This is a genomic window from Aeoliella sp., from assembly GCF_965227375.1.
Lineage (GTDB): Bacteria > Planctomycetota > Planctomycetia > Pirellulales > Lacipirellulaceae > Aeoliella.
This window is the reverse complement of the sequence record NZ_CBDDFX010000001.1, coordinates 2,542,584-2,568,240: the sequence shown is the minus strand read 5'-3', so window position 1 is coordinate 2,568,240 and position 25,657 is coordinate 2,542,584. Positions and strand designations below refer to the sequence as shown.

General features: G+C 59.4%; 22 protein-coding genes. 9 read left to right on the top strand and 13 right to left on the bottom strand.

The annotated features are described in order from the left end of the window. Positions 1 to 19: 19 nt before the first annotated feature. The 3 genes from ACQK2L_RS10515 to ACQK2L_RS10505 all read right to left on the bottom strand — a co-directional run bounded on the left by ACQK2L_RS10515 (position 20) and on the right by ACQK2L_RS10505 (position 4,185). Positions 20 to 628 carry a hypothetical protein gene (locus ACQK2L_RS10515; RefSeq protein WP_425396916.1) on the bottom strand — a complete coding sequence of 203 codons (609 nt, stop codon included), beginning with the start codon at positions 626 to 628 and terminating at the stop codon, positions 20 to 22. Between the two features lie 599 nt (positions 629 to 1,227). After that, a complete protein-coding gene (locus tag ACQK2L_RS10510; RefSeq protein WP_425396915.1) occupies positions 1,228 to 2,883 on the bottom strand; it encodes a formylmethanofuran dehydrogenase subunit A in 1,656 nt (551 codons plus the stop codon). A gap of 327 nt (positions 2,884 to 3,210) precedes the next feature. Next, positions 3,211 to 4,185 carry a leucine-rich repeat domain-containing protein gene (locus tag ACQK2L_RS10505; protein WP_425396914.1) on the bottom strand — a complete coding sequence of 325 codons (975 nt, stop codon included), beginning with the start codon at positions 4,183 to 4,185 and terminating at the stop codon, positions 3,211 to 3,213. Between the two features lie 255 nt (positions 4,186 to 4,440). Here ACQK2L_RS10505 and ACQK2L_RS10500 point away from each other — a divergent pair, with 255 nt between their 5' ends. Continuing rightward, entirely contained in the window at positions 4,441 to 4,656 is a 216-nt protein-coding gene (locus ACQK2L_RS10500) for a hypothetical protein (RefSeq protein WP_425396913.1), read from the top strand. 387 nt (positions 4,657 to 5,043) lie between these two features. Here the strand turns inward: ACQK2L_RS10500 and ACQK2L_RS10495 are convergent, their stop codons facing one another. The 4 genes from ACQK2L_RS10495 to ACQK2L_RS10480 all read right to left on the bottom strand — a co-directional run bounded on the left by ACQK2L_RS10495 (position 5,044) and on the right by ACQK2L_RS10480 (position 9,920). Then, on the bottom strand, positions 5,044 to 6,087 hold the full coding sequence (locus tag ACQK2L_RS10495) for a hypothetical protein (protein WP_425396912.1): 1,044 nt from the start codon (positions 6,085 to 6,087) through the stop codon (positions 5,044 to 5,046). Positions 6,088 to 6,170: 83 nt separating this feature from the next. Next, positions 6,171 to 6,521 (bottom strand): hypothetical protein, encoded by a 351-nt coding sequence (locus tag ACQK2L_RS10490; protein ID WP_425396911.1) that lies wholly within the window; start codon positions 6,519 to 6,521, stop codon positions 6,171 to 6,173. 282 nt (positions 6,522 to 6,803) lie between these two features. Then, complete coding sequence (locus ACQK2L_RS10485) at positions 6,804 to 7,166, bottom strand: hypothetical protein (RefSeq protein ID WP_425396910.1); 363 nt, start codon at positions 7,164 to 7,166, stop codon at positions 6,804 to 6,806. A gap of 540 nt (positions 7,167 to 7,706) precedes the next feature. Then, positions 7,707 to 9,920 carry a hypothetical protein gene (locus ACQK2L_RS10480; protein ID WP_425396909.1) on the bottom strand — a complete coding sequence of 738 codons (2,214 nt, stop codon included), beginning with the start codon at positions 9,918 to 9,920 and terminating at the stop codon, positions 7,707 to 7,709. A gap of 350 nt (positions 9,921 to 10,270) precedes the next feature. Here ACQK2L_RS10480 and ACQK2L_RS10475 point away from each other — a divergent pair, with 350 nt between their 5' ends. From ACQK2L_RS10475 to ACQK2L_RS10465, 3 genes are all read left to right on the top strand, one after another. Then, positions 10,271 to 10,768, top strand: a complete 498-nt coding sequence (locus ACQK2L_RS10475) for a Dabb family protein (protein ID WP_425396908.1) — start codon at positions 10,271 to 10,273, stop codon at positions 10,766 to 10,768. A 102-nt stretch (positions 10,769 to 10,870) separates the two neighbouring features. Then, a complete protein-coding gene (locus tag ACQK2L_RS10470) occupies positions 10,871 to 11,593 on the top strand; it encodes a hypothetical protein (protein WP_425396907.1) in 723 nt (240 codons plus the stop codon). 15 nt (positions 11,594 to 11,608) lie between these two features. After that, the gene (locus ACQK2L_RS10465; RefSeq protein WP_425396906.1) at positions 11,609 to 11,926 is read left to right on the top strand and encodes a hypothetical protein; all 318 of its coding nucleotides are present in this window, start codon (positions 11,609 to 11,611) and stop codon (positions 11,924 to 11,926) included. Positions 11,927 to 11,933: 7 nt separating this feature from the next. Here the strand turns inward: ACQK2L_RS10465 and ACQK2L_RS10460 are convergent, their stop codons facing one another. Next, complete coding sequence (locus ACQK2L_RS10460) at positions 11,934 to 12,527, bottom strand: CHRD domain-containing protein (protein ID WP_425396905.1); 594 nt, start codon at positions 12,525 to 12,527, stop codon at positions 11,934 to 11,936. A 403-nt stretch (positions 12,528 to 12,930) separates the two neighbouring features. Here ACQK2L_RS10460 and ACQK2L_RS10455 point away from each other — a divergent pair, with 403 nt between their 5' ends. Next, positions 12,931 to 15,147: an exo-alpha-sialidase gene (locus ACQK2L_RS10455; RefSeq protein ID WP_425396904.1), complete on the top strand. Its 2,217-nt coding sequence runs from the start codon at positions 12,931 to 12,933 to the stop codon at positions 15,145 to 15,147. Positions 15,148 to 15,158: 11 nt separating this feature from the next. Here ACQK2L_RS10455 and ACQK2L_RS10450 read toward each other — a convergent pair whose 3' ends face one another. The 5 genes from ACQK2L_RS10450 to ACQK2L_RS10430 form a co-directional block, all read right to left on the bottom strand. Beyond that, positions 15,159 to 15,635 (bottom strand): hypothetical protein, encoded by a 477-nt coding sequence (locus ACQK2L_RS10450; RefSeq protein WP_425396903.1) that lies wholly within the window; start codon positions 15,633 to 15,635, stop codon positions 15,159 to 15,161. 233 nt (positions 15,636 to 15,868) lie between these two features. Next, entirely contained in the window at positions 15,869 to 16,270 is a 402-nt protein-coding gene (locus tag ACQK2L_RS10445; RefSeq protein ID WP_425396902.1) for a hypothetical protein, read from the bottom strand. Between the two features lie 90 nt (positions 16,271 to 16,360). Continuing rightward, positions 16,361 to 17,623 (bottom strand): SMI1/KNR4 family protein, encoded by a 1,263-nt coding sequence (locus ACQK2L_RS10440; RefSeq protein WP_425396901.1) that lies wholly within the window; start codon positions 17,621 to 17,623, stop codon positions 16,361 to 16,363. 63 nt (positions 17,624 to 17,686) lie between these two features. Next, the gene (locus ACQK2L_RS10435; RefSeq protein WP_425396900.1) at positions 17,687 to 18,922 is read right to left on the bottom strand and encodes a formylmethanofuran dehydrogenase subunit B; all 1,236 of its coding nucleotides are present in this window, start codon (positions 18,920 to 18,922) and stop codon (positions 17,687 to 17,689) included. Between the two features lie 194 nt (positions 18,923 to 19,116). Continuing rightward, on the bottom strand, positions 19,117 to 20,703 hold the full coding sequence (locus ACQK2L_RS10430; RefSeq protein WP_425396899.1) for a glycosyl hydrolase: 1,587 nt from the start codon (positions 20,701 to 20,703) through the stop codon (positions 19,117 to 19,119). Between the two features lie 189 nt (positions 20,704 to 20,892). Between ACQK2L_RS10430 and ACQK2L_RS10425 the strand changes: the two genes are divergently transcribed. The 4 genes from ACQK2L_RS10425 to ACQK2L_RS10410 all read left to right on the top strand — a co-directional run bounded on the left by ACQK2L_RS10425 (position 20,893) and on the right by ACQK2L_RS10410 (position 25,483). Beyond that, the gene (locus ACQK2L_RS10425) at positions 20,893 to 21,318 is read left to right on the top strand and encodes a hypothetical protein (RefSeq protein ID WP_425396898.1); all 426 of its coding nucleotides are present in this window, start codon (positions 20,893 to 20,895) and stop codon (positions 21,316 to 21,318) included. 341 nt (positions 21,319 to 21,659) lie between these two features. After that, positions 21,660 to 21,953, top strand: a complete 294-nt coding sequence (locus ACQK2L_RS10420; RefSeq protein WP_425396897.1) for an RNA recognition motif domain-containing protein — start codon at positions 21,660 to 21,662, stop codon at positions 21,951 to 21,953. A gap of 325 nt (positions 21,954 to 22,278) precedes the next feature. Further along, positions 22,279 to 24,474 (top strand): alpha-glucan family phosphorylase, encoded by a 2,196-nt coding sequence (glgP, locus tag ACQK2L_RS10415; RefSeq protein WP_425396896.1) that lies wholly within the window; start codon positions 22,279 to 22,281, stop codon positions 24,472 to 24,474. A gap of 220 nt (positions 24,475 to 24,694) precedes the next feature. Next, positions 24,695 to 25,483 carry a class I SAM-dependent DNA methyltransferase gene (locus ACQK2L_RS10410; RefSeq protein WP_425396895.1) on the top strand — a complete coding sequence of 263 codons (789 nt, stop codon included), beginning with the start codon at positions 24,695 to 24,697 and terminating at the stop codon, positions 25,481 to 25,483. The last annotated feature ends 174 nt before the right edge of the window (positions 25,484 to 25,657 follow it).

Sequence of the window (25,657 nt, the reverse complement as noted above, 5' to 3'; positions counted from 1 at the left end):
GGTGGAAGCGTCTACACAATCAAGGATTGGGTAGGCTGCTGCGACGATAGAAGTAGATGTTATCGCTCGTCGTGTCGTGGTAACAAGTAAGCAGGTCGCTCTCAAATGCGTTTCCGTATTCGGGAAGCGCCTCGTCATCGGACCATAGCCTGAGCTGCAGCAATGAGATGGTCCCTTCGCTCAAGTCGTTGGATTTTGCGATTTTCTGCATGAGTTCCGGCGACCCTGCTACGATCCCATACGTGTGGGTGCCATCGTTGAAGGAATCGGCGGATCGCAAATGCAGGATGCTCTCAGCGGGCACTTCCACGTTCAATGCCGAGGCCACGCGCGACGTCGGTAAGGCCGAGTAAAATGTCCCGCCGATGGCAGCGAATGCGACCACAAGCATCGCCGCCCAGCCGATGTGCGAACCGAACTTGCGCGCCAAGAACGAGAATGGCAGCGTGGCAACCAGTGCCATGAAGAACATAAAGGGCAAACCCAGATAGAACCACCCGGCCGTCTGCAGCCCGAAGAAGGCAGCGCCGGGCTGGTAGTCGATCGTCGACATCCCGAGCCACATCCATACAAAGAACAGAGCGATGCCAACGATGGTGAGTGCGATTGGTTTGAGCAGATTAGACATGGTTGGTTATCGGCCTTCGACAAGCAGTCACTCAGCACCCATATTGCTTTCTTCCGAATCGAAGGGGGTTATGAGAATACCGTTCTCTCTCACCAATCCCTGCCTACGGAGTTCCCGAATTCTCACTCGAGTGGGAACTCTCTGAGAAGCATAGAGCAGGTACTCATCTGAATCTTGGAAGCATAGGTCCTTCTGTGGGTCGACCACCGCAGCTTGAGGCCACTCGACTAAGCACATATAGGGAATCATAAACTGTCCCCAAGTGGTTCTGGCGGGGCAACCTGTATTGACCGTTACCGAAAGACAAGGCAACTCGGAATCAAAATATGGCTCTGCGGAAGAAGTTCGAAGTTCTCCCCAAACGGAAGACTCACCGACTGCAACACGCCAAACGCCTTCTTCAAGTGTGACTGGACCAAAGACACCGAAGATCTCAATACACGATTCTTCCGTGATTGTTCGGCAAAACACCCTTAAGTCGTAGCTCATTTGGAATGTCAGACTTCTATACTCTTCGGTACCGATTTGGAACTCGACCCATCTCCTCAGGCGCGATAAAACTTCGCTCGAGGTTCAACCGCGCAGACATAGTCCAGATGCTAACGCCCCAACTCCTCTTCGCTCACCGCGAAGTTCTCAAACTCCAGCGAGTATCGCGAGTTGAACCACTCGGGCAGCTTGGCCAGGCGGGCTTCGTCGTACGGGACGTCGACGTGCAAGGTGCGGCCGGTGGTGGCGGTGCGGATTTCGCCTTGTTCGACCAAGAGCTCGCCGGCTTTGAAGACCATGCGCGGCAGTTGGAACATCTCGGCGTAGTTTTCGCTCGGCGTGTAGATCGTGATGTCGGCGTCGGCGCCGGGGCCGAGGTGGCCTTTTTGCTTCAGGCCCAATAGTCGCGCCGGGCCGGCACGGGTGATGATGGCAATTTCGTGGAGCGTGTACTCGCGGTCCATGTCGGCGAGCGCTGTTCGTTCCAGCAAGCCTTTGGGGCAGGTGGCCAGCACGTCACTGCGGTAAGTGCGATCGGCGAGCAGGCGGATGATCTCCGGGTAGGCGAGGAACGAGCCGCCGTTGGGGTGGTCGGTGCTCATCACCACTCGCCAGGGATCGTCGACCGCCAGGTACCACTCCAGGCCGATGGCCCACTGCAGGGCGTGCACCAGGTTTTTGTTTTTGTACTCGATCGGCATCACGCCGCAGCCCGACTCCACCTCGCCGTCGGCCGAGTACCAGCGGTCGCCGTAGATGTTTCGCAGGTAGTAACCAAGCGGCCCGTCGCCGGTCATGCTGGTCGTGTTGCCGAACATCACCTGGCCGACGTCGACCGAAAGGTTCTGGTGCGAGTTGACGTACTCGGCCAGCTCGGCGACCTGGCTGCTGAGCGAGGTCTCCTCGGCATCGCCGCCGCCGTAGCTGTGAAACTGAATGTGCGTTAGATGGCCGCGGTGACCTTCGAGCGCATTCATCGTTTCGAGCGTGGTGCGCCAGTTGCCCGGCATGCCGAGTTGGTTGCAGTGAATGTGCACCGGGTGAGGTAGCCCCAGTGTGTTGGCCGCGCGGGTGATGCCGAGAATGATCTCGCGGGGCGTAACGTCGAACGTCGGCACGAGGTCGTCGAGCCCGGTCGACTGCCCGGCGCCGAGCTGCTTCCACACTTCGACGCCGCCGGGGTTCACCAGCTTCGGCGCGTAGCTCTTGGTGGCCGAGAGCAGCCACGCGAGGTACGCCTCGACGCCATCGGGCTCGCCGGCGGCGATCTGCTCCATCAAGTAATGGTTGTTGCCGACCAGCGTGTAGAAGCCGCGGTCGATCGACGGCGTGTCGGCAAGTTCCTGATGCGCCTGCCGCGCGCCGAGCGGCGGCACCGCCGCATCGAACGCGGCCGTGTAGCCAAGCGCGGCGTATTTGTAAGCGGTGGCAAACGTCGACGGAACGCTGCCGAGCGTGCCGCTGCGAGCCCAGCCGCCATCGCGCAGCCGAGTTCGCTCGAGCGCCGCACCCGGATCGCGGCGATCGTCCGCCCGCAATTTGCGACCGACATTCACTTTCGGCCCGGCGATGTGGCAGTGCATGTCGACCCCGCCCGGCATGATCACCAGACCGGCCGCATCGATCACACGATCGGCCTTCACACCTGGATCGCTTGGCGGCGCGACCATTCTGCCAGCTGAAAACCACAAGTCGCGCACCTCGCCCTCGATCCCATTGGCTGGATCGTAAACAGTTCCCCCGGCGATTTTCGTGAGCGTGGCCATGGGGACTAGTTTGACGCAAAGACGCGGAGAGGGGAAGACGCGAGACGAAGGGGCAACACTGATCTCCGCTAATCGATTCGATGGTAGGATGGTTCAAGCGAGTCTCGGCTCGCGCGGACCCATCGCCGAGAAGTAATGAACGAATGACGAAAAACCCAATTGACCAATCAGCGCGCCAGCGTCGCTCATTGGGTATTTGGGTACTTGGGTATTTCGTCATTACACCGCCCGATGGGTCCGCGCGAGCTTAGACTCGCTTGACCCATCCTACGGGGCTAATCTGCATCAATTGCTTAGTGGAGATTAGCGCTGATTAGTGTTCCCTTTTTACGGAGTTGCATAAAGCACTCCCCCGCCACTACTGGCGTGAATCTGCGTTTTTGGCAGGGCCTGTTGCAGCGTCTCTAGTCCATCGAGAGGCGCGGAAGTCATGAAAAAGTTGACCGATCTTAGATTGCTAAGTTGCTCCAGCTGCCCGAGTCCGAAGTGCGTCACCTCCATGTTGTTGATCCACAGAACCTCCAGTTGTTTTAGCTCGGCGACGTGCCTAAGACCCGCATCCGTGATCTGCGTGCCAGCGATACCAGTCATGGTGTTACCATAGAGCGTTAGGACTCGAAGATTCGGCAGGTTCTTGATCGGAATCAAGCCATCGTTGGTAACTTGCCCGCCGCGGATTTCCAGATCTTCGAGCGACTCGATGCGGGCGACGTATGGCATGGCCGCGTCCGATACACGCTGCGCCGTGATCGATAGCAGCTTCAGTCGTTCGAGTCGTGCCAGATGGGCAACACCGACATCCGTAACGCGAGGACCTGATACTCGAAGTCTTTCGAGTCCTTGCATATCGCCGATCGTTTCGAGGCCATCATCGGTCACCTGGGTAGACCTGACAAACAGGTAGCGTAGTCGCCTGAGCGGAATGAGCTGCCGCAATGTTGCATCCGTGACTTGTGTATTGTAGGTATACGTCCCGCCGCCTCGCGCGGAACTGGTGAGGAAGCTCACACCGACGACCGTGACAAAGTAGTCTTCGCCAATGGCATTGCGTAGCCAGGCTGGCGCCCAGGGAGTTGCTTTGTCCTGGAACGCGCCATCTTCGTTGAACTGATAGTCGTAGAGAACTTCGCCCCCCACTTCGCGAATGGCGGCCACCGCCACACGCTGGTCATGCGCGACCTTGGCCTTGAAGGCGAGCCAAACACAGATCACCGTAGTGAGGACTAACAGCGTCCGCAGTCGGAAGCGCAGCCAACCGCATTTCTCTTTCGTTTCACCGGTGGTGGTTGATGTTGGGGTCAATGCAGTGAATCGCTGTGCATGGAGTCGCTGAAGCCTGGCGACAAACCGCCTACCAGAATACAGGTTTTTTCTGACGATCGCTATTTCCGCCGCGCTGAATGGCGTGCTCCCTTTGGACGCCCCGGACGCATGAGAATTCCACGCCTACTCGGAAATACCGCGCGGAATTTTGGAATTTCTGGAGCCCGGGTGGTGTCATAATAATTGCTCCCTCCCATTCTCCCGAGTTCCAGCAGCTAGCAGCGACTTCAGCGCATGACCGACCACGATCCGCCACAGAAACAGGAGCTGATCGACGAGCTGTGCAGCGACTACGTCGATGGACTTCTCGATCAAACCGAGACGCAACGGCTGATCCACGGTCTGTTGATCGACGACGAGTTGCGCAGCGCACTGCAGCGATGGATGCTGCTGGATGACTCACTCCGCCTGATGGTCACGAGGGGAGAGACGCTCGGTGCGGAAGGTTGAGCTTACTGGTTGATTGGTACTTCGCTAGTGAGGCCAGTTGCAATTGGGCGGGTGATTTAACTCGAACTCCGTGCCTGCGACAAGTTCATCACCATCGAGCTGCAAATCAGGCAGTTTGGACTTGCGAGGTTCCCAGCCTTGCTCCAGGGCAGTGCGAATGACGTAAGCAACCACCTTGGGAGTAATCACCCGATCCTCTTCGAATACAATCCGAAGTCGTTGGCCTGGATCTTCTGAAGCCTCAATCGCAATGATATGCCGAGGCGATTGAAACTTAGACACCCAGCGATAGTAAATGTCGCCGACACAAATGACTCTCGACGATCTCTTGGGTAACGTCATCGGGTAACCAGGTGGTGCTAGTGAATTTTCGCAGGTTGGGTCAGGCTACGGAACGTCGGCCGCTTTGGCTCGTATCAACTGCCGGTGCGCTTGGGTTTCGGGCCAAGAAAGGACTTCTGCGAGTTTCTCTGCGGGCACTTCGATGGCGGTCATGTGGGCGGTGGTCAGACGGTTGTCGAATTTGCCTTCCAGGTAGCCGAACGGCTCGCGTGCGGCGGCTTCCGCTTTAGTGATGTTCTCCTCCCGCGCGGGGATGAACGTAGTCCAGAACTTGCGCGTGTCGTTCTCTGTGAGTAGCTCACCGAATCGCTGGCGAATTTGCGTGCCGGCAGGTGTGTCGTCGGCGTTGCGCAGCACGAGGATCGCCTGATAGGCTAGTGCGCGGTTCCAGTGCTTTTCGGTCACCACGTAGTGGGAGAAGTGCAGGCGGTCGTCGAAGCCGAGGCTCAGGGGGTTGGTCGGAGCGGTCGGAAGCGACTTGCCGGCGGCCAGCATATCTTGCATTTTGCGGGCGTCTTTGCCGCGGACCGCGTACATGAAGTGCATGCCGCTGAACGGCGTGGCCCAGGCGCCCTGGCGGACCGAGTCGGCCAGGCGAATCACCACGTCGCCGTATCGCGGCGAACCGTCCGGCGGGCCAACGCTGGCGAACACGCAGTCGTACGCGCCGTACAGCTCGTCCTCCAGCGCCGGCGTGGTGTGCGCCAGGTGGGCCCCCTGCTCTTCTTCCACGTAGTACGACGAAAGCTGCCCGCTCTTGAGCACCGCGCGCAGGTCTTCGAAATGCAAACGATTGACAATCGGCGCAGGCATCGACTGCATCTTATCCAGCAGCTTCTGCTCGTCCGTCGTGAGCGGCGCGAGGAACAACTCGAACTCCGCCATGGTGCAGGTCGAAGCAATTTGCATCCACTTGGCGATCTTCTCCGCGTCGAGTTCCCCATGGAACGCCCGAGCGTCGATGGCCGTTTGCCGCGCATGGGCGAGCGGCGCGCCGGCCAGGTCTTTGCTTGGGGTTTCGGCCGACGCAACCAACGTCGCGACGAGGCTAGCGGCAAGGGTGAGGATGGATAGGCAACGATATCGCATCGTGAAGTCCAATCGGTGTTTCGTGGTCGCGTATCTTCCAGGGTAGCGGCATCGCCACAACCCTTCGCTGGGAGTACTCGTGGTCATCTTACTCCTTGGCAAACTTCAAAGTACCACTCGAGAAAGTGCCGCACGGGCGTGCGATTGAGCCAGTCGAAGCTTAGCACATAGATCGCCTCGACGACTTCCGGCGGCTGGCGAGGCCAAATCGCAATCGCCAGCAGGTAGGAAGTAAAGTACGACCACAACACGCCGAGCACAAACATCGCGTCGCGCATCCTGTCGGGACGCACGAATCTTGCCGACCAGAAGATTGCCACGGCGATCCCGATCGCCGCGAGGACGACCGCCACCTGCGGCGCGTGTACTAGCAGCGCGAGCCACAGGGCAACGCCGGTCGTGAGCACCAGGATCGAGCGGACGGTGAATCTCATGCGGGAGATTATACCGTGGCGCAGGTGACGCTGCTTTGCTGGCGATGAGGATGGGAGGAACACTAATTTGCGCTAATCTTCGCTAATATTTCGAAGGCCGGAACATGCTCCGCGCGGTTCCGGCAGGCTCACCAGCTAGCCAGCAACCAGCCAGTAGAATACTCGAAGCGCCAGACCGCCAAGAGCATGCAATCCAATGGTCAGCCAAAACGCGGCGGGCTAGTTCTGAGGTGGGAGAGTTGCTGCATTAGCGAACGTGCGTAAATCGCTCGACAATTGAGATCAGAGTAGCTTTCTCACAGGAGGTAACAAGTGAGGGTTCTCCACCTGCGGGTCGATGAAAAACATATGAATAAAGTCTATTCCATGTCGAAACTCTGATTCAACAATTCCAATAAACTCAACCGCTAGAATGGACACATCGAACTCGATTTGATGAATCGAACACTGCACATCTACATCCTTCGAGCCAAACAACAATCTACTAACAATCGGGCCCATTTCACCATTGAGGTTCATGCTGGGGTTACTGATCCACACAAATCCCATGGAAGGAACGATCTTTGTCCAGGTGCCTGGATTAAATGGAGGAAGCAGAGTCGAATAGAGTTCACCCTCTTCAGATACTTCCAGCATTTCATTCATGTCGTCGACCTAGTTTTCTTAAAACAGGTGAACGTAGTTGCCAAAACGTCCCCTTGCGGATTTCTATTCTACGGGCACGCACTTTCTCAGCTTTCTTAGCCGGTGGTTGTAGTTATTTTACACCGGCTGTGGGAAAATGCGGAGTCGATTGCTTTCGTGAGACTTCCGTCGTCAGGCGGTGGGATGTGCTGTTGCGTGCGCTGGTGACTTGGGTGATTCGTGCACGGCTTTGCTTGGCTTTGCTACGGGAGCTCGTTCGGCGGAGCGAACGGCCACTATCGGGTTTTGGGCCAAGGGAGAGTTTTGGTCCAACATGCGGGGAACAACGTGGTGGGTTTTATCGCACCCCCGATTGGTTTGGTCGAGAAAACAAGGGGTTTTGCCACTTGGGTGGGACCATAACGACTGGAGTTTTGGGCCAATGGTTCAATATGTGGGACAAAACAAAAAGGAACACCAATCTCTGCCGACCTTCACCCATTGGCGAAGGCCGGCGTCGATTGGTGTTCCCTGCATTTCCATACGGAGTATGGAGGTACTTTAGTCTTCCAGGTCGATGATTCGCATCTCGCCGTGGCTGACCCAGCAATCGCCGTCGCGGTAGGTGACGCCGGTGTAGCTGTCGACGGCCTGCAGCACTTCGATCACCTGGTCGACTTGGGGTTTGACCATGCCGATCATGGCCACGGTGCCACCGCCGTCTTCGCCGGACTGCTCGATGGCGACCTGGATGCCGTAGTCCATCCACGGCTTACAGGCTTCGAGGAACGCGGCAAATTTGAAGTGGCCAGCGGACAACAGCGGGCGGTCGAAATCGGCCGCCGGGCCGTCGAGCTTGGGCGTCGAGCCGGCCATGAGCTTCTCGCTCAGCTCCGGCAGCACGCTCAGCACCAACACCGAATCGCTCAAACCAGCATTAGGAGCTATACGATCATTCACGCCCCACTCGCCAGGCAAACCGTACGAATAGATGGTGCCCGCGCTGGTGGTCGACTCGGCGGGAACCGGCAAGACGAACTTGGGAACGTCGTCGGGGCTAGCCTGGTGAGCCTTGTCGATCGCTTGTTGAATGACGTCGTAGTACACCTTGGCACCCTCGCGAACCGCGCCAGCGTCGCTCACGCCGGAAACCAGCGCGATGGTCGGCAGCGGCAGTTCCTTTTCCGAGGCCGGCATCAAGTCGCACCAAGCTTCGTCCGCCACGCTGGCGTCAAACACGATGGCGCTCTGACCGTCGGCGAAGCCGGGGATCAGGAACTTGCGGTTCGCTTCGTCCAGTTGCTTCAACAGCGGCAGCACCTGGTCGCGGACTGCCTCGTACTCTTGCCAGTCGCTTTCAGACGATTGCTGCTCGGCAACCATCTCGAAGTCGGCCATGCCACGCTTGCACCACTCGACGAACTTCTCGTAGCCCTCCGGCGATTGCTTGCCGCGGGCGACGAACCAGCCGAGGGAGTCTTCGCCCATGTGATCGATGAGCGTGAGCTTCTTCGAACCGTCCATGGTCGAGGGCTGCTCACCCCAGTTGTAGGTGAAGGTCTCGTAGCCGCGGTCGGTAGTGAACGTGGTCGCGGCCACCGCGCCCGGCTCGGGCAAGTAGTGGAGGATGTCGTCCTTCAACTCGTCGATGTCCTTGTCGATCGATTCTTGCTGCTCTTCGGTCAGATTGGCCATCGACAACAGAGCCTTGCCCATCACGGCCAGGTCGCCGAACGATTGCTCCTGCGAAGCGAGGGCCTTCATGAAGTCGCCACTGGCGTAGGCCATGGTGATGACGTTCTTATCGGCGTGCTCGGAAAGTCGCTTGAACTCCTTGGTGTCGGCCAGCGAGTCGCTGCCTTGGCCAAAGTTCTCAAAGAAGTCGAGCGAGCCGGTCATCGTCATCAGCATGTAGTTGTCGACGATGCCCATGGCGAGGACCCACTTCTTGTCTTCCATCAGCGACTGGATCTTCTTGAACAGTTCGGGCGAGTCGGCCAGTTCCGTTTCGATCTCGTCCCAAGGCAACATGTCGCCGGTTACGGTGAACGTGAGCAGCTCGTTACCGTTGACCTGCCGGCGCTCGAGACTCTCCAGCACCCATGCTGGCACGTCGTCTTCGCTCTCGAGCAAATCGCGAAGGCGATTCTCGGCGATGTCGAGCACGCGCGAAGCGCGGGCCTTGTCTTGAATCACAAAGCCGGCCACCAGGTTGGGAACCTCGAGGTCGTCGCTGTACTTGTCGAGCAGCTTGATGACGTTTTCTTTGGTGATTTCGTCCTCGTCCACTGCGTCCGGTCCGCCAAACTGCTGCAACGCCTGGAACTGGGCGCGGGACATTTCGGAGTTCATGTCCATCAGCACTTGCAGCAACGTGGTGACGGAGCCGTCGCCGTAGACGAAGAACTCCTCGGCGAACATTTCCTTGCTCAAGCCGAACACGTCCTGGCCTTCTTCGCTGTCGAACCAGTTCTTGAACGCCACGAGTTCAGGCTGAGTGGGAAACTGCCACTGCGTTTGGGCCTGCATCCATCCCATCTGTACGACAGGAATGGACATGAACTTTTTCCAGGCGTTGCTGTTGGCAATCGCCTCGATTTGCTCCTGGTTCTTCACCCAGGACACGTAGAAGGCGGAGTCTTTCGGCGCGACGCTAAGCGACTTGGCGTGGTCCGCCATGTCGGCGGCCACGGCCACCGAGCCGGCGACCAGCACACTGGCGGCCAATGCGGCGCGGAGCAAAGAGTGATAAGGACGCAAAACAATAGAACGCATGACGGGTACTCCTCGCCGAAGGAAGGAAGTGAAGCCTAAGTTGAATAAGACAATGGTCGGTAGCTGAGCGGTCCGCCCTGGCCAGTTTGATCCAGCCTGTTTAATCCAGCCTGGGTGATCCAATCGGTGTGTGCCAGAGGGTGTGTTGTAGTCCAGCGGGCCGGGATAGGCAAACCTCACAACCTGCCCCGCCGCGAGCCGCAATCACTCCGCCCACAAAGGTCTACTGCTGGTTCGGCCGCCAAGTTTCATTCTTGCCCCGCGGGGCGGCCAAATATGGTAAAAAACGGGCTCCCGATCCCCACAGCGATCGAGCCTTTGAGTCATTTTCCACCATGGAGAAGTGTAGCATGAGTTTCCGCGCCACCACGATTTTCGCTGCTTTTCTCGTCGCCGCCGGGCTCGTGACCTCCTGGGTCGTGGCCCAGGATTCACCGTCACAAACCCCATCACCGGAAGCCGAGGCGGCGAAGGAGAAGTCGGCCGAGGGGGAGAAGAAGGACAAATCGGGAATGATTCGCCACGTGGTGCTATTCGAATTCAAAGAAGACGCCCCAGCCGAGAAGGTGGCCGAGATCGAAAAGGCGTTCGCCGCCCTGCCGGAGAAGATCGAAGAGATCGCCGACCTGGAATGGGGCAAGAACAACAGCCCCGAAGGCTTGAACAAAGGCTTCACCCACTGCTTCCTGATCAGTTTCGACTCCGAAGCCGACCGCGCAGCGTACCTGCCTCACCCCGACCACAAAGCGTTCGCCAACCTGCTGCGCCCCCACCTGAAAGACGTGCTGGTGGTGGACTACACGCTGGGGGGAGATAAGAAGAAGGAAGGTGAGAAGGAAAAGGAGTGACGGAAGTTCCCTCCCCCGGGTGTTTTGGCGTGGGGGGAGGTTTGCGTGCTAACACCGCGGGCTTATGGCCACGGTACATAAGGCCGGAAAGGGAAGCGATCCTTGTTCAGTGGCATCTACAACCAACAGATGACCTGGGCCGGGCTCGTGTCCGAGGAACGTCTGCTGCACGACCGAGAGTTTCGAGAAGAGGCACTCAATGTAGCACGGGCGATTATGCGCAATGTTCGCAGGAACATCGAGACGATCGTGGAGCGTCTGCACGCTCGCAACTATTGCTTCATTCACCCAGATTCCGCCTACGTTCCTCCCCCTAACGACGCCACCAAATGGGCCGACGACTTGGCGAATCTCGGAGTGTACCTGCCCATTTCTTATCGAGCTTTTCAGGAAGTCGTAGGTAGTGTGAATCTTATGGGCACGGACAATTCCTGGCCGAAGTCTGGATACAGTGGAGTTGGACCATCGGAGACGTGGGAAACGGATCCGTTGGTCGTGGAAGGTGACAAGAACTACATATTGAATGAACTCGAAGACTGGAGTAACTGGACCAAGGAAAAGGAGCCAAGTGAACACTTTCCGTTTACCGTTTCATTCGCTCCTGACGATTTGCACAAGGCAAACATCAGTGGTGGGCCAGCCTATGCGATTCCAGTGTCACGACCAAGTGTTGATTGCTTGGTCCTGCACGAGAGGCACTGCATGAGCTTCGTTGCATATCTTCGCAATGCATTCCAATGGGGCGGGTTCCCTGGGTTCGAGCTAATCCAAAACGCGCCAGAGGGATTTCTAGCAGAGATGCGGCGAGATTTGCTGCCCGTGTAGCGCGCTCTTTCTACCATGGACGACCCGAAGTACTACATAGCTCAGGCGTATCGCCATTTGATGACGGAGAGTGAGCTGCGCGCGAACCAAGCACTGATCTACGATATCAAGTCGAAAGGAGATACCTGGCTCGACGAGAGGAGAGACCAGTTGCTCGCCACCCTGGAGGCCGCCGAATTGTTCCGCAAAGGAAGAGATCAGTTTCTCTCCGACCTGATGCAACGCCTGCTTACGGATCACCCCAACGAAATCGTGCGGTGTGAAAAGTGCGGACACATTGTTCGAACGGCCAAGGCGAAACAATGCCTGCGATGCGGCCACGACTGGCACTGAGCCTGCGTCAATTCGACATGACTGTTCGCTGCCGGCGTGCCCACCCGACCAGCCCCACCAAGGCCAATCCGCCCAGCACTACGCTTGCCGGTTCGGGGATGACCTGGCCGCGGGTGGCGCCGCCTCGGAAGCCTTCGGTGTGCACGTTGAGGTAGAGTTCCATTTGGCTTAGTTCGTTGAGCATCGACGCGGTGAGGGCCGGGGTGTCGCTGGCTTCCCACGCGCCGCTGATGGTGCCGGCCACGGCGTCGACCATCAGGTCGTCGGCGTCGTCGGTGAGCGCCGGGTTCAATGTTCCGCCGAGCGTCGGGCTGCCCAGGATGCCAAACACCACTGGACCGTTGCTGCCGGCCGGGGCGTTGTGGAAGTGCAGGCCGATGACGTCGTCGTCGACGGTAGCCGTCTGGCCGCCAAGGTCGACGCCGCTCAGCTGGATCATGTAACTCAGCGTCGAGTGATCTTCCGAAAGCACCAAAGTCGCCGAACCGGTGGCATTTGCGTCGGCTCCGGAGAACATCGCGCTATAGTGCCGCTCCTGCGCGAGCAGGCTGGTCGTCATCAGGCAAGTGGTAAGCAACGTGCAAACAGACATCAACTTCATATCGTGCTCCTTCCAAGTGATCCACAGGATGGCTCAAGAATAACTTCCGCGTCTTTATTAGCCCCCTCTCCTAGCCTCTCCCCGCAAGGGGGAGAGAGAAGAGTGGAGAAAGTTATTCTTGAGCCATCCCTACAAAGCCAAATCGCGCGCAGACCTTCCCCTCGTCGGCGGCGAAAGTACGAACATCGCCACAGAAACATTTCTCGTCTTCTTCATTAGTGTCGCGAGTTAGCCCATCGATTGCAGAAATATAAAAAGCCGTGCAGATTGTCGCGAAGAAGCTGTGTACGCTGCTATTACAATGAAGGTGGCCGCAGGGTTTCGTGTAACGACCGCCGCCTGGGGTAGCCCCATTCTTCGTTTCCACATCACTGATTAGCGGCCCGTTTGAAGCCCGATGAACATGCTGAGACCTCCCTTCTTTCGCTCTCGCTGCACGACCTTTCCGCTCCTCACCATCGCGCTGCTGCTGGGAACCACGTCGGCGGTCGAGAGTTCCGCTGTAGCGCTGAAGCAGGTGCTCGTCTTCGAGCAGGGCGAGTCGGGCTACGACACGTTCCGCATCCCCGCGATCGTGAAAGCCGCCAACGGCGACTTGCTGGCGATGGCCGAAGGGCGAGTGAACAGCACTAGCGACACCGGCGACATCGACTTGGTGATGAAACGCAGCACCGATGGCGGCTCGACTTGGGGACCGCTCCAGGTGGTGCAAGAAGACGGAGTCAACACGGTTGGCAACCCGGTCCCCATTCTGGACAGCAACACTGGAGACCTCGTGCTGCTCACCACCCGCAACCTGGGTCATGACACGTCGAGTGAAATCATCGGCGGCACCAGCGATGGCACCCGCACGGTGTGGGTTCAGCGAAGTACGGACGATGGCGCCACGTGGTCGACGCCGGTCGAAATCACCGAGGACGTCAAGGCTCGCAGTTGGAGATGGTACGCCACGGGGCCGGGTGGTGGGATTCAGCTGCGATACGGAGAGCACGCGGGCCGGTTGGTGGCCGCGTCGGTTCACAACAGCGGCCCCGGCAACGGCCCCGGAGGCGGCGCGCACGTGATCTACAGCGACGACGGAGGACTCACCTGGCGGCGCGGCGCGCTGATGGTGAACGACTCGACCACCGCCTACCTGCCCAGCGAAAGCCAGGCGGTGGAACTGGTTGGTGAGACGATCAACGTGAACTCCCGCAACCGAGGCAACGGCCGAGCCAGCAGCCTGTTGGGCGACGCGGGGCTCACGTTCCTGTCGGGCGTGAAAGTCGACGAGCTGGTCGACCCAACGGTCGAGGGCTCGATCCAACGCTTCACCTGGCAGGCGGATGGCCACGATCAGAACCGCATTCTGTTCGCCAATCCCGCGCACCCCGACGATCGACGGGAGATGACCGTCCGGCTCTCGTACGACGAAACCGCCACCTGGACCAACGGCAAGTTGGTACGCCGCGGCCCTTCGGGGTATAGCGACATGGCGTTGATCTCCGATCCCGCTGCGCCCAACCCCGTGGCCGGGTTGCTCTACGAGAATGGCGTGAACGACTATCGGGATTTCATCACGCTGGCCATCTTCGACCAACAGTGGCTGGAAAGCCCCGACTTGATGCGAGTCGGTTTCATCGGGCAGAACCCGGGAGCAATCATCGAGTCGGGCGCGTCGGTGCTCGATACCCATGGCAACGGTCAGAACGCGACCTTGCTCGGAGGAGGAGCCACGGTGGTTGAAGGCTCCGGCGTGTATGGCATTGGCAACAGCGGCGCGCTGCGATTCGATGGCGTCGACGACCGGCTTCAAGTGCCCGACACGTCCAACCATCTGTTCGACTTCGAAGGCGACGAGAGCTTTACGCTCGAAGCGGTGTTCGCCACCACCCATCACTCCACCGGCGGCAGCGGCGGATCGGGTCCGCTGTTGGCCAAAGATGTCGGGCCGGGGCAGCCCAGCTATTGGCTGCGAATCCAGGATGGAAACTTACGCTTCTTCGTCGGCGACGACTCACAGACGGCCGTCGCCTCGAGCGGCAACGTGACCGATGGCCAGTGGCATCACGTGGCCGCGGTGTTCGATGCTGTCGACAACGAACTGCGTTTGTACCTCGACGACCAATTGGTCGACACCCAGGCGACCGCGTCGTGGGGTTCGCTTGCCAATGGAAACGATCTGTTGGTGGGCGCCTTCAACGACGGGCTGAAGTTCTTTCAGGGCGACTTGGAGTTCGCTCGCATCTCGGCCGGCGCGCTCGAACCCGCGCAGTTCCTGCAGCCGCTGTGGACTGGCGTGCTGGGCGACATCAATCAGGATGGCGTCCTCTCCGGCGACGGCACCGGCCCTGCGGCGACCGACGACATCTCTGCACTGCTCGCCGGCTGGGGTTCGACCGACTTGCCGGCCGCGATGGACCCGCTCGCCAGCTACATGCAGGGCGACTTGAATCTCGACGGGAGCACCAACTTTGCCGACGCGATTTTGATGCGGACGTATCTCATCCAAAACGGCATGTCGGCCCGCGCCCTGGCCAATCTGCCATCGCTCACGGTGCCCGAGCCAGCAGGACTTGGCCCTTTGGCCGTTGGCGTCGCCATTGCCGCAGTCGTGACGCGCCGGGCGATCCGCTTTTAGAGCGCACCGCGTCACTGCAAGTCGCCTTGCGATTCTCGAACCGCCTGGTCGAGCAACTTTTCGACCGGTGGCCAGCGGTCGTTGGACTGCATGAACTTGATTTCGTCGCCGAAGACCGACGGGGTTTTCAAGAACAGAGTCACATGCCGCGTGCTGCCACCGGGAGCCACCTTGATGTACTGCAGATTCTCCAGGGCAATGGACTCCTCCTGCCCTGCGTTGTGGACGACGATCTCGCCATCGCCCAGCCACACCTCGTCCACCAACTGAAAGTTGCGGTCGCGCATCGCCAGGTAGCCGACCACGCCAAAGAAAACCGGCGCAACCAACACGGCCAACGAAGTCCAGTGCTCCGATACACCGTTGAGCAGATACACCAGCACCAACACCACCACGCCAAAGTAGATCATCGGCAACAGCCACTTCACCACGAACGTCGATGGAGAAGAAATCTGCTGCATGCTCGATGTTTGGCCATTAGATGACATGCGTGAATTGTACCGCGGTGGGCGTCGTCGTGCGTTTCTTAGGGCGAGTTGGAACAAAGACTCTTCGCTGGAGGCCACACTTTATTGGTGGAGCGGTTACTTTTGCTGGGATTCGTTCTCTTGGGGTTCTTTGGCTCTTCTATGGGACAGTCGGAACTGGCTAAGCTCCTTGGTTCCCACTCCAATCAGCGGCATAGCACTGCACCAGACTCGCACCGAGTCGCGATGAACAATCACTTCAGATTTCGCTGAGGGGAATCAGCATACTTCAGGGCTTCCAATATTAAGCTTACCGCGATGTCGACATCCAGCACATCGCACGAGACCCATTGGTTCGTCGGCCGAATACCGACTACTCGTCGGAACTTCACACGATACAGCACCTTGCGGGGCGAAGACTTCGACTCAACTGCATCTATATAAACAAAGGAAGGAATACGGTCGTAGTAGTTGGCAACATCGCGTGTAACGAGATTGAGCGTCGAGTGAGAGGTCCCTCCCCATACGCTTGGCCCATCCATTGCTTCCAAACGCAGCAAGAGATATCGCATTGCCACGCCGCGACTAGACGAACCAAAGGAGTCAAACAACCCATGTCGCGTCTCCCACTGATTGGATAGTCCTGAGATTTCCATTGTTGGTTCCGGCTACTCGCACACGGGCTCGAATTCACAACTAGTTGCAGCCTGGATTCAGGTTGCGGTTGAATCTGTTCCCAACCGCTCCTAATTTTTCTTCGCCTTCTTCTTACGCGCCGCCTTCCGTCTCCATTTCACGCGGGCGTCCTCGACGATCTTCCCGAGCCTTTTGTTGTACGTGATTTTGCTGCTGATGTAGTACTTCAACCGGACCGTGGGATTGGCGCCCAGTTCGATCAGGCGTTTCACGGCCGGGATGCTTTCGAGGAAAATCGCCCGCATCAGAGGGGTTTCGCTTTCGCTGCCGCTGCGACGCTCGATGTCCACCCCTTGCTTCACCAGCAGGTTGATGCAGGGCGCGCTGCTGGCGCATTGCCACAACAAGGTCTGGCTTTCGGTGTCGGTGATCTCCGGGTTGAGGCCCGCTTTGAGCAGAGGGCGCAAGACGCGGACGCTGCTGATGTTGGTGAAGGGCCACTGGCGGTCCTCGATTTGGCTCAGGTCGCCTAGCTCTTTCACCACGCGTTCAATCTCCTCGATCTTCTCAGGCGTGTGCTCGTGCTGCATCAATCGGAACAGGCCCTTCACACTGGCTTTGGGTTTCTTGCCGGAGACCGATGCCTCCGAAGCTTCCTCCGCGGATTCAAACTCTTCCGCCTCATCGCCGAGGAAGGTAGCCACGCGGGTGAGGAACTCGTCGAACGAGCCCGCCAACAGGTAGGCAGCCGATTCGTAGTAGTTGCCGTCGTCGTCTCCTTCGTCCGTCTCGTGATTCCACCAGTGAATCGCGCCGAACGTCTTGGGCTTGAGCGAGAGCGTAAACAGATCGCCTTCGGATGCCACTGGCAGGTAGCCTTTGGGAACCACACCCACGCAACGATCGATCTGCTGTGTGAGCTCGTTCCAAGCAGGCTTCGACGGCTTGAGATGAAAGAACTCTCCCACGCCAACATTGTCGATGTATTCGATTCCTGGAATCTTGACGCAGAACGGGTTCGGCAGTCCACCATTGCGCTGCATGAGAAACTGCCGGTACTCCTCAGGCAACTTGCAGCCGATCTTCTTTTCCAGGGCCGCCACTTGTTTCTCCGTGGCGCCGCGGACGCCCTTGCTTCGCTCGATCTCCAGCCGCAACGGATCGATCTCGGTGTAGCCGCCACGGATCTTCGCGGCGATGAGCTTCGCCGAATTCTCCTTGGCCTCCGCGGCGCTCTTGAACTTCTTCTTCGTCTCCCGAAGCGATCCAGTCAGCCGTCCGTACTTCACGACCTGCGAAGTCCCCTTCACCTGCACCTGCCAACGCTTGCGGGAGTCGCCATCGTCGAAGAAGAATCGTCGGAACTCGGACATCACTTACTCCCAGAGGCACGTCCATCGAATTGGCACCCGGCGTGGGTTGCCGGGGCGGCCATACTACTTTTCGAACAGCTTCTTCAACCTCTCCAGCACTTCCTCGGTCGTCGGCGCGTCGGTGGTTCGCGCCGCTCGCATGGGCAGCATCACTCCGTCGGCACGCTGCGTGGTGCCGGAACATTCAACGCCGGGGCGGGCGGTGCGGATCGCTACGGTGGCAGAATTCATTGCATCGGACGATTGCCAATCGAGCGCGATGGTGGGAATCGAGGTCGTCTCGCCAATCGAACCCACCAGCAGCGCCGCATTGGCTTCGCCACGATCTAATAGCGCCTTGGTGGTCCACTCGCCCGGACCGTATTGGGGATAGCCTTCGGCCAGGCTCACGCCGAGCGGGTAGCCGGTTTGCCAGGTGAGCACGCTCGCCGCACCGGACTTGTTGCCGGCGCTGCCGGCGGGCACGGCGACCCAGCGGGTGTGGGCGGTGAGGTCGGCCATCAATTGCGTGAGCGCGATGAGCGACTCGCGGCTGGCGGACAGACTGCCACCATGGATTACTGAGCCGAATTTGGCCTGCTTCATCTTGTCGACAAGCTCTTGCCACTCGGTGAGCGGTACTCCGGTTTGCTGCTGGACCTTCGCGGCATCAAGTGGGATGCCGGCTAGTAGTGAGCGCAGCACGACGAGGGCTTCGTAGTCGCGATTGGGAGCGAGTTGGAAGTACTCGTCGGTCATGTGGGCAGTCATCGCCGACACGGGATCAATCACCACCGGTGTTCGATCCGCGCGACCGCTGATCCACTGGCTGGTCGGCTCGAGCGAGTACCGCTCAAAATGTCGCGGGTGCGTGGTGGCGAGATCCAAGCCCCAGACCACGACCATGTCGGCCCGCTGCGCGACTTCGCCGAGCGTCGCGGTCACGCTGCCGGCAGATTGCAGGGCGAGCGTCGAGGCGGCGTCGCTGTCGCTCGCAGTCCAATCGACACACGCGCCCACCTGGTCGGCGAGCGCCACGGCCGCGCGAATCGCTTCGGTGGTCGCATGCTGCAGCCCGGTCACGAGTGGCAATCGCGCCGCCGAGAGAATCTCCACCGCCCGGGCGAGGGCATCCTCGAGCGTGGCCTCCTTGCCCTCAATCATTGCCACCGGGCCGTCCGCCGAAGGGAGCGCAAACCACTGCCGTCCGATTTCACAAGCATTCGCGGCCTCGCCCACGCTGCCTTCGGCATCAATCGACAATCGAATGTCGTCGCAGGTACAGCCGCAGGCGGTGCAAGTGGTGAGCGTGGAAGGCATGGCGAGGTTAGTGTTAACTGCGTGTCATTTCGAAGGGAGTCCGGCGACCGAGAAATCTATGTTGCTGGACCTTGGTACTTTGGAACTTCGGGAACTCGGCCAACCAACCTTCCACTTAAGTGGCGCCTTAGGCAAACAAGATTCTTCAGTCGCTTAGACTCCCTCAGAATGACAATTATCTTGTTTTTCCAGCTTCATCCTGTCGTCAAATGATGATCCGTCTGGTCCGGTGACTCCAATCGCATGACGTCGAGGTCGTGGATGTGCAGGTCGGCCGTTTCGACGTAAAAGCCAAACGCCCCTTCATCATAGCGACTATCGGCCAGCGTGAGGATCACGTTGTCGTTGATCGACAGTTCGTGGTAGCTACCAAATACCGTCAGCTGGATGCTCACGCTGTGGCGATCGTCGGCGTAGTAGTTGCCCGTCTGCAGCGAGGCAAAACGCATCATGTCCTCGCCCGAACGTTTGGGTCCGGTTCCCCAGGCGCGGAGTTGGGCGATGCCTTTTCGCAGGTCGAGCGAAATGTAGTAGCCGTCGTGCGTCTGGCGGTCGATGCGGTACAACAGCCCGCACTTGCCGGCGCCGACCATTCGCAGCTTGGCCGAGAGCCGAAAACACTCGGCCTGCTGGCGGAAGACGTACGCCTGGAAGCCCGCCTCGCTGCTGAAGTGCAAGTGGTCGCCTTCAATCTCGCAGTAGTCCTCGCTAGTGGCGTCTTTCAGCGTGATGACGGCGCCGATTTTGATGGGTTTGATTTCCCGCTCTCTAAGCCCTTCGTACGACCGCGCCTTAAGGTGCCCCTCGGCAGTGTGCACCAACCGCTTGGGCAACAACATCTGGTTGCCGTGCTGGCGGTCGTGCAGGTTGGCCGTGTAGAAATTCCAGAGCAGCGTCCCTTTGTCGTCGTGGCAAATCCGCCCGGCATAGTTGCCGGTGGGCAGCAGGACGTTGTCGGAGTAGTTTCGCCACGGCTCGCCAATCTTGTGCGTGTGCCAATAGCGAATCTTGGCGTCCTCGCGGATGCTGCCGACCAGGTAATACGAGTCGTCCATCTTGAACAGATTCGGCACCTCGATGTCGTCGTAGTGCATCGGCTCGTACAACGGCGGGCGGACCTCGAAGCGGTTGGGCGCCACTTCTTTCATCACGCCCACGCAGCCCCGCCGCACCAACGGGCCATGGTTCGAGCGGGCGGCCATGATCAGATAGCCCTGGCCGTTCTCGCGGTAGTAGAACGGATCGCGGAAGCTGATCCAGTTGCGATCGTCGTCGTACGAAGCCTCGTAGTATTCGAGATTCGGCTCCAGCGGGTAGGCGCTATCCGCGTCGTGCGTGGCCTTGATGCGAGTGCACTGCTGAGCCTCGAGGTCGTGAATCACCTTCTTGATGGCCGCCGGGTCGCGCTTGCCGCGACGATCCTCCCACCAGGTGGGCACCTTCTTCCAGCGATAGAGGTCGTCGCTCACCGCCAGCCCGATGCGCTGCTTCACGCCTTGGTCGCAGCGGCTCAGTCCCGTGTAGAACATCCGCCAACTGCCCGGCTTGTGGGGATCGGGCGAGACGGCCATGGTCCACAGCATCAGGTCATCCCAACTGCCGGGGTCGCCGATGAAGATGGCGTTGTCGACTCGCCGCCAGTTCACCGCGTTGTCGCTCACCGCGTGGGCGATGAAGTCGTGGTTGGGCAGCACCAGGTGGAATAAATGATAGAGCCCGTCGTGGTACACCACATCGACGTCGCCAATCGACTTTCGGCTCCAGTTGGATTCGGAAAACATAGGGTGATTCTCAAAAAGGTGGTGAGGACTTGCCCTACACTACGTTGCCAGCGGCCGCAGGCCAAGAGGTGTTTTACTGAGGCGCTTTCCGCGAAGGGCAAGCTGATGGTTGGATTGAGAGCAAACTCTCTGCGGGCTTGCCCCTATGCGGATTGCACACCTTGGCTCCGGCTCGCATACTGAGACCCCATGTCGCACTACCAATACACGCTCAGCTTCCAACTCACCGACGACTGTCCGCAGTCGGTCGTCGACTTCTTCGCGCAACTTGCCGACGGCCAAACGCCTGAGGTGGTGCCGGAGGTCGACGAGCGGCAACTCGAGACTTCGCCCGGCGAAGTGATCGCGCTGGTCGCGAATCGGACGACGCTAGCAGACCGTAGGGTGACGATCGCCGGCGCCGCGTCGGCCGAGGAGTTCTTCATGCCGTTCATCGCGCTGGCGGAGTGGCTCGCGCGGTGGTCTGCCGATGAAGGACCGGTGGGCTACTATCACCTCACCTCGCTGGCGCATCCCACGCTGCTGTACTTCGCCCAAGGCAAACCTTACATGCTGCAAGCAACCGGCACGCCGGTGGGTTTGGCGGACGGCGAGGAAATGCCACAGGAGGAATGACGAAGTACCCAAATACCCAATGACGAATGAAGCGCAAGCGTGAGTATGGTTGGGTATTTGGATATTTGGAAATTTCGTCATTAGGTACTTCACATTCCCCCAGATTTGGGGGCACGGAAATTATCCGTTTCTGCTGACTATTCTGCTGGTGTTTTCCACAAATCTGGTAGATTGACGATTACGCTCCCGCTGCCCGGCGTCGCGTTCGAGGTTGATCTTTTCAGGCGTGCGACTTGAATGTGGTGTTCGGCTGCGCTAGCGAACGTCCGTTGTTTCGGCGGCAGCCCGACCGCCTCGTAGGTCGTCGTGGCCGCTGCACGTCCGCGTCTTGGAGTCTCGAGATGAAGATCTACGTCGGCAATCTGTCTTACAACACCACGCAAGCCTCGCTCGAAGAACAATTCGCTGCGTATGGGCAGGTGGAAGAGGTTGCCATCATCAACGACCGGGAAACAGGCCGTCCTCGCGGCTTCGCCTTTGTCACCATGGCCAACAACGAAGAAGGCCAACAAGCCATTGAAGGAATGAATGGCGTAGAACTCGATGGTCGCACGCTCACAGTGAACGAAGCGCGTCCCAAGCCGGCTGGAGGCGGAGGTCCTCGCCGGGGCGGAGGTGGAGGGGGCCGCTGGTAACCGCGACACCATTTGCCAGCCCGCTGGTCCACTGGAGCACCTTGGTCGCCGGGCGTACTCTGCGAACTCTGGGTAAGACCTGCGGGGAATCGCCAAAGCTTGGCATCTGCGTAGTGGCGTCGCAATCCTTCGGTGAATCGCTATAATGCGGCGATTGTTAAACGCCGTGCGCCCCCGGTCCGGAGCCTTCGATCCGCAGCTAGCCGTCCAATCCACGGAAGATCTGCTGCGCGATCGCCAAGCTTCGCGGCCGTGAAAATAGCCTCTAAATCGCTTTTGTTACCGTTCAGGCTTCGATAAGTATCAGGAAAAGACGAGTCACGTTATGAGCCAGGTAGAAGATGGAACCGTCGCCGCCATTGAGCGGGTCAACTGGACCGAAATCACCCCCCAAGCCTTGTACAACAAGCTGCAATCGCTCGCCAGCAACCTCTGGTGGAGCTGGCACCCGGAGGTAGTGAGCCTGTTTCGCGACCTCGATCCCGTGCGGTGGCGGCAACTCGACCATAACCCCATCGCCCTGCTCGCGGAGATGAGCCCCGAGATCGTGGCCGAGCGAGCCGGCGAAATGGTGATGTACACCCGCATCAACCAGGCCCACCGCCGGCTGAAGGACTACATGGCCGACGTCCACCAAACCTGGGGCGGCCAAAACGCAGGCGTACTCGGCTCCAAGCCGGTGGCCTACTTCTCGGCCGAGTTCGGCATTCACGAATCGGTGCCCATCTACTCCGGCGGCCTCGGCGTGCTGTCGGGCGACCACATCAAGAGCGCCAGCGGGTTGGGAGTGCCGTTGGTGGCCATTGGTTTGTTCTACGACCAAGGCTACTTCAAGCAGCACCTCAACGGCGAAGGCTATCAGCAGGAAGAGTACCTCAATACGAAGGTCGAAAACCTGCCGATGGAAGCCGCGACCGGTCCGGATGGCAAGCCAATCACCGTGAGCATCGACACCCGCGACGGCACGCTCATCGCCAAAGTGTGGCTGATGACCGTGGGCCGCGTGAAGCTGTACCTGCTCGACTGCGACGTGGAAGGCAACAGCCCGCAAGACCGCGAGTTGACCTCCCGTCTGTACGGCGGCGACCGTCGCACCCGCATTCGCCAGGAACTCGTGCTCGGCGTGGGCGGCGTGAAGGCGCTTCGCGCACTGGGCATCACGCCCGGCTGTTACCACCTGAACGAAGGTCACAGCGCTTTCGCACCTTTGGAAGTGATTCGCGAACGCATGCAGGGCGATGGCCTGACGTTCGACGACGCGCTGCGCGACGTGGCGCAACACACCGTGTTCACCACGCACACACCGGTGCCGGCTGGCCACGACCGCTTCGACGCCTCGCTGATCGAAGAACACTTGGGCCCGCTGCGCGATCAACTTGGCATCTCGCACGAACAACTGATGGGCCTCGGCCGGGTCGAACCGCAGAACGAGCACGAGACGTTCTGCATGACCGTCATCGGCCTCAAGCTGTCGCGACGGGCCAACGCGGTTAGCTCGCTGCACGGGCATGTCTCGCGCCGCATGTGGGCGCACCTGTGGCCGTGGCGCGTGGAAGAAGAAATCCCCATCGGCCACATCACCAACGGCGTGCACATTCCCAGTTGGATTGCCCAGCCGATGCAGCAGTTGTTCGAGCGGCATCTGGGCCAGGGCTGGCGACTGCGGCTCGAAGAGCCCGAAGTGTGGAACAAGGTCTACCAGATCGAGCCAGGCGAGTTGTGGGAAACGCACCACGCCCTGAAGAGCCGGCTGCTGGAGTTTGTCCGCCGCCGCTTGAGCCGCCAATGTCGCCGGCGGAACGAGGACGAAACCGCGGTGGAAGCCGCCCGCTCGGCCCTCGATCCCAGCGCGCTGACGATTGGCTTCGCCCGACGATTCGCCACGTATAAGCGTGCCGACCTGTTCCTCCGCAAGCTCGACGAGATCGCCGAGCTGATCAACGACCCGGAACGCCCGGTGCAGTTCATCTTCAGCGGCAAGGCTCACCCGGCCGACGAAGGGGGCAAGAGCTTCATCAAGAAGATCGCCCAACTGCGCCGCGACCCGCGGTTCGCCGGGCGCGTGGTATTCGTCGAGGACTACGATATCAACGTCGGCCGCCACCTGACGCAAGGCGTCGACGTGTGGCTCAACAACCCCCGCCGCCCGCTGGAAGCCTCTGGCACCAGCGGTATGAAAGTCATCCTAAACGGCGGTCTGAACTGCTCGATTCTCGATGGCTGGTGGGCCGAGGCCTACAACGGCCGCAACGGCTTCGCCATCGGCAACGGCACGCAGCACGTCGACGATAACATCACCGACGAGCGCGACGCCGAGAACCTGTACAACGTGCTGGCCGACGAGGTCATCCCCACGTTCTACGATCGCGACGCCGACGGACTGCCATCGCGGTGGATTAACATGATGATCGAATCGATCGCCACCTTGGCCGAACGATTCAGCTCGCACCGCATGGTGGTCGACTACGTCCGCCACTGCTACGTACCCGCCGCCGGCGGCCTTAGCAGCCACATGCCTTAGGGTTATTGGCTGCAAGCGGTGGGCTACACGCCGATCGCTGCGTACAAAACTGAGTACTCAAAGCCGCCGAGGTTCGCCTCGGCGGTTTTTTTTTGTAGGTGGTGTCCAACTCGATCCACTTGTACACCATGCGTTTACCCCATTCCTGCATCCTGGATGCATATGTGTTAGAATAGGGTCACTCTCGTTTGTTTGAGTCCCTCGACCCTATTGGAGACCCATGCCTGCCACGCGCCACCGGATTCAATTTCCGCCCATTGGATCGCACGACCTCGCCCAGGACGAAGCATACTTCTACCTTGTGGATGGTCCGGACAGGAAGAAACGCAAACTGCTGCTGCACGACTACGACAAAATCTACAACGAGCGGGGGCTCTACGAGCAGTTGTTCTACGACCGGCTGCAGTGCAACTCGCCTGCCAAAGTGGCCGGCATTCTTCATCAGACACTCGAAGCGGTCGGGCAGTATGTCTCGGAGTTGCGAGTGCTCGACCTGGGCGCCGGCAACGGCATGATGGGCGAGGAACTCAAGCAACATGGGGTCGCGCGGCTGGTGGGCGCCGACATCATTCCCGAGGCCCGCGACGCGTGCATCCGCGATCGTCCCGAGTTGTACGACGAGTACTACGTGGCCGATTTCACGGACCTTAGCGCCGATACTGCCGAGCAGATCGGCGAGTGGAACATCGACTGTTTGACGAGTGTGGCCGCGCTGGGGTTTGGCGACATCCCGCCCACGGCGTTCATGCAGGGACTGCGGTTCGTCAACGAAGGTGGCTGGGTAGCGTTCAACATCAAGGAGACGTTTCTCGACGCCTCGGACAATACCGGCTTCTCGCGCTTCATCCGCGAACTGATTTTCTCGGAGTATCTCGACGTGTTCCACCTGGAGCGATACCGCCACCGCCTGTCGATGGAAGGGCTACCGCTGTTCTACTACGCGCTGGTAGGTCGCAAGAACGCCAACATCCCGGACGACTTCTTGCAGTCGCGTGGGATTGAGGATTGATTGGCCAAGGAAGTCAACATCCGGGGTAGCACAAGAGGTTGTAGCTGCTCGGGGTGAACTGCCCCGGCATTCAGCCACGGAGTAGCGGCGCATAGCCTGGGACGTCAGTCCCAGGAACACATCTGATTGTTCTCCAAAGCCACGGAGTGGCGACAACGATCCAGGCAGGTAAAT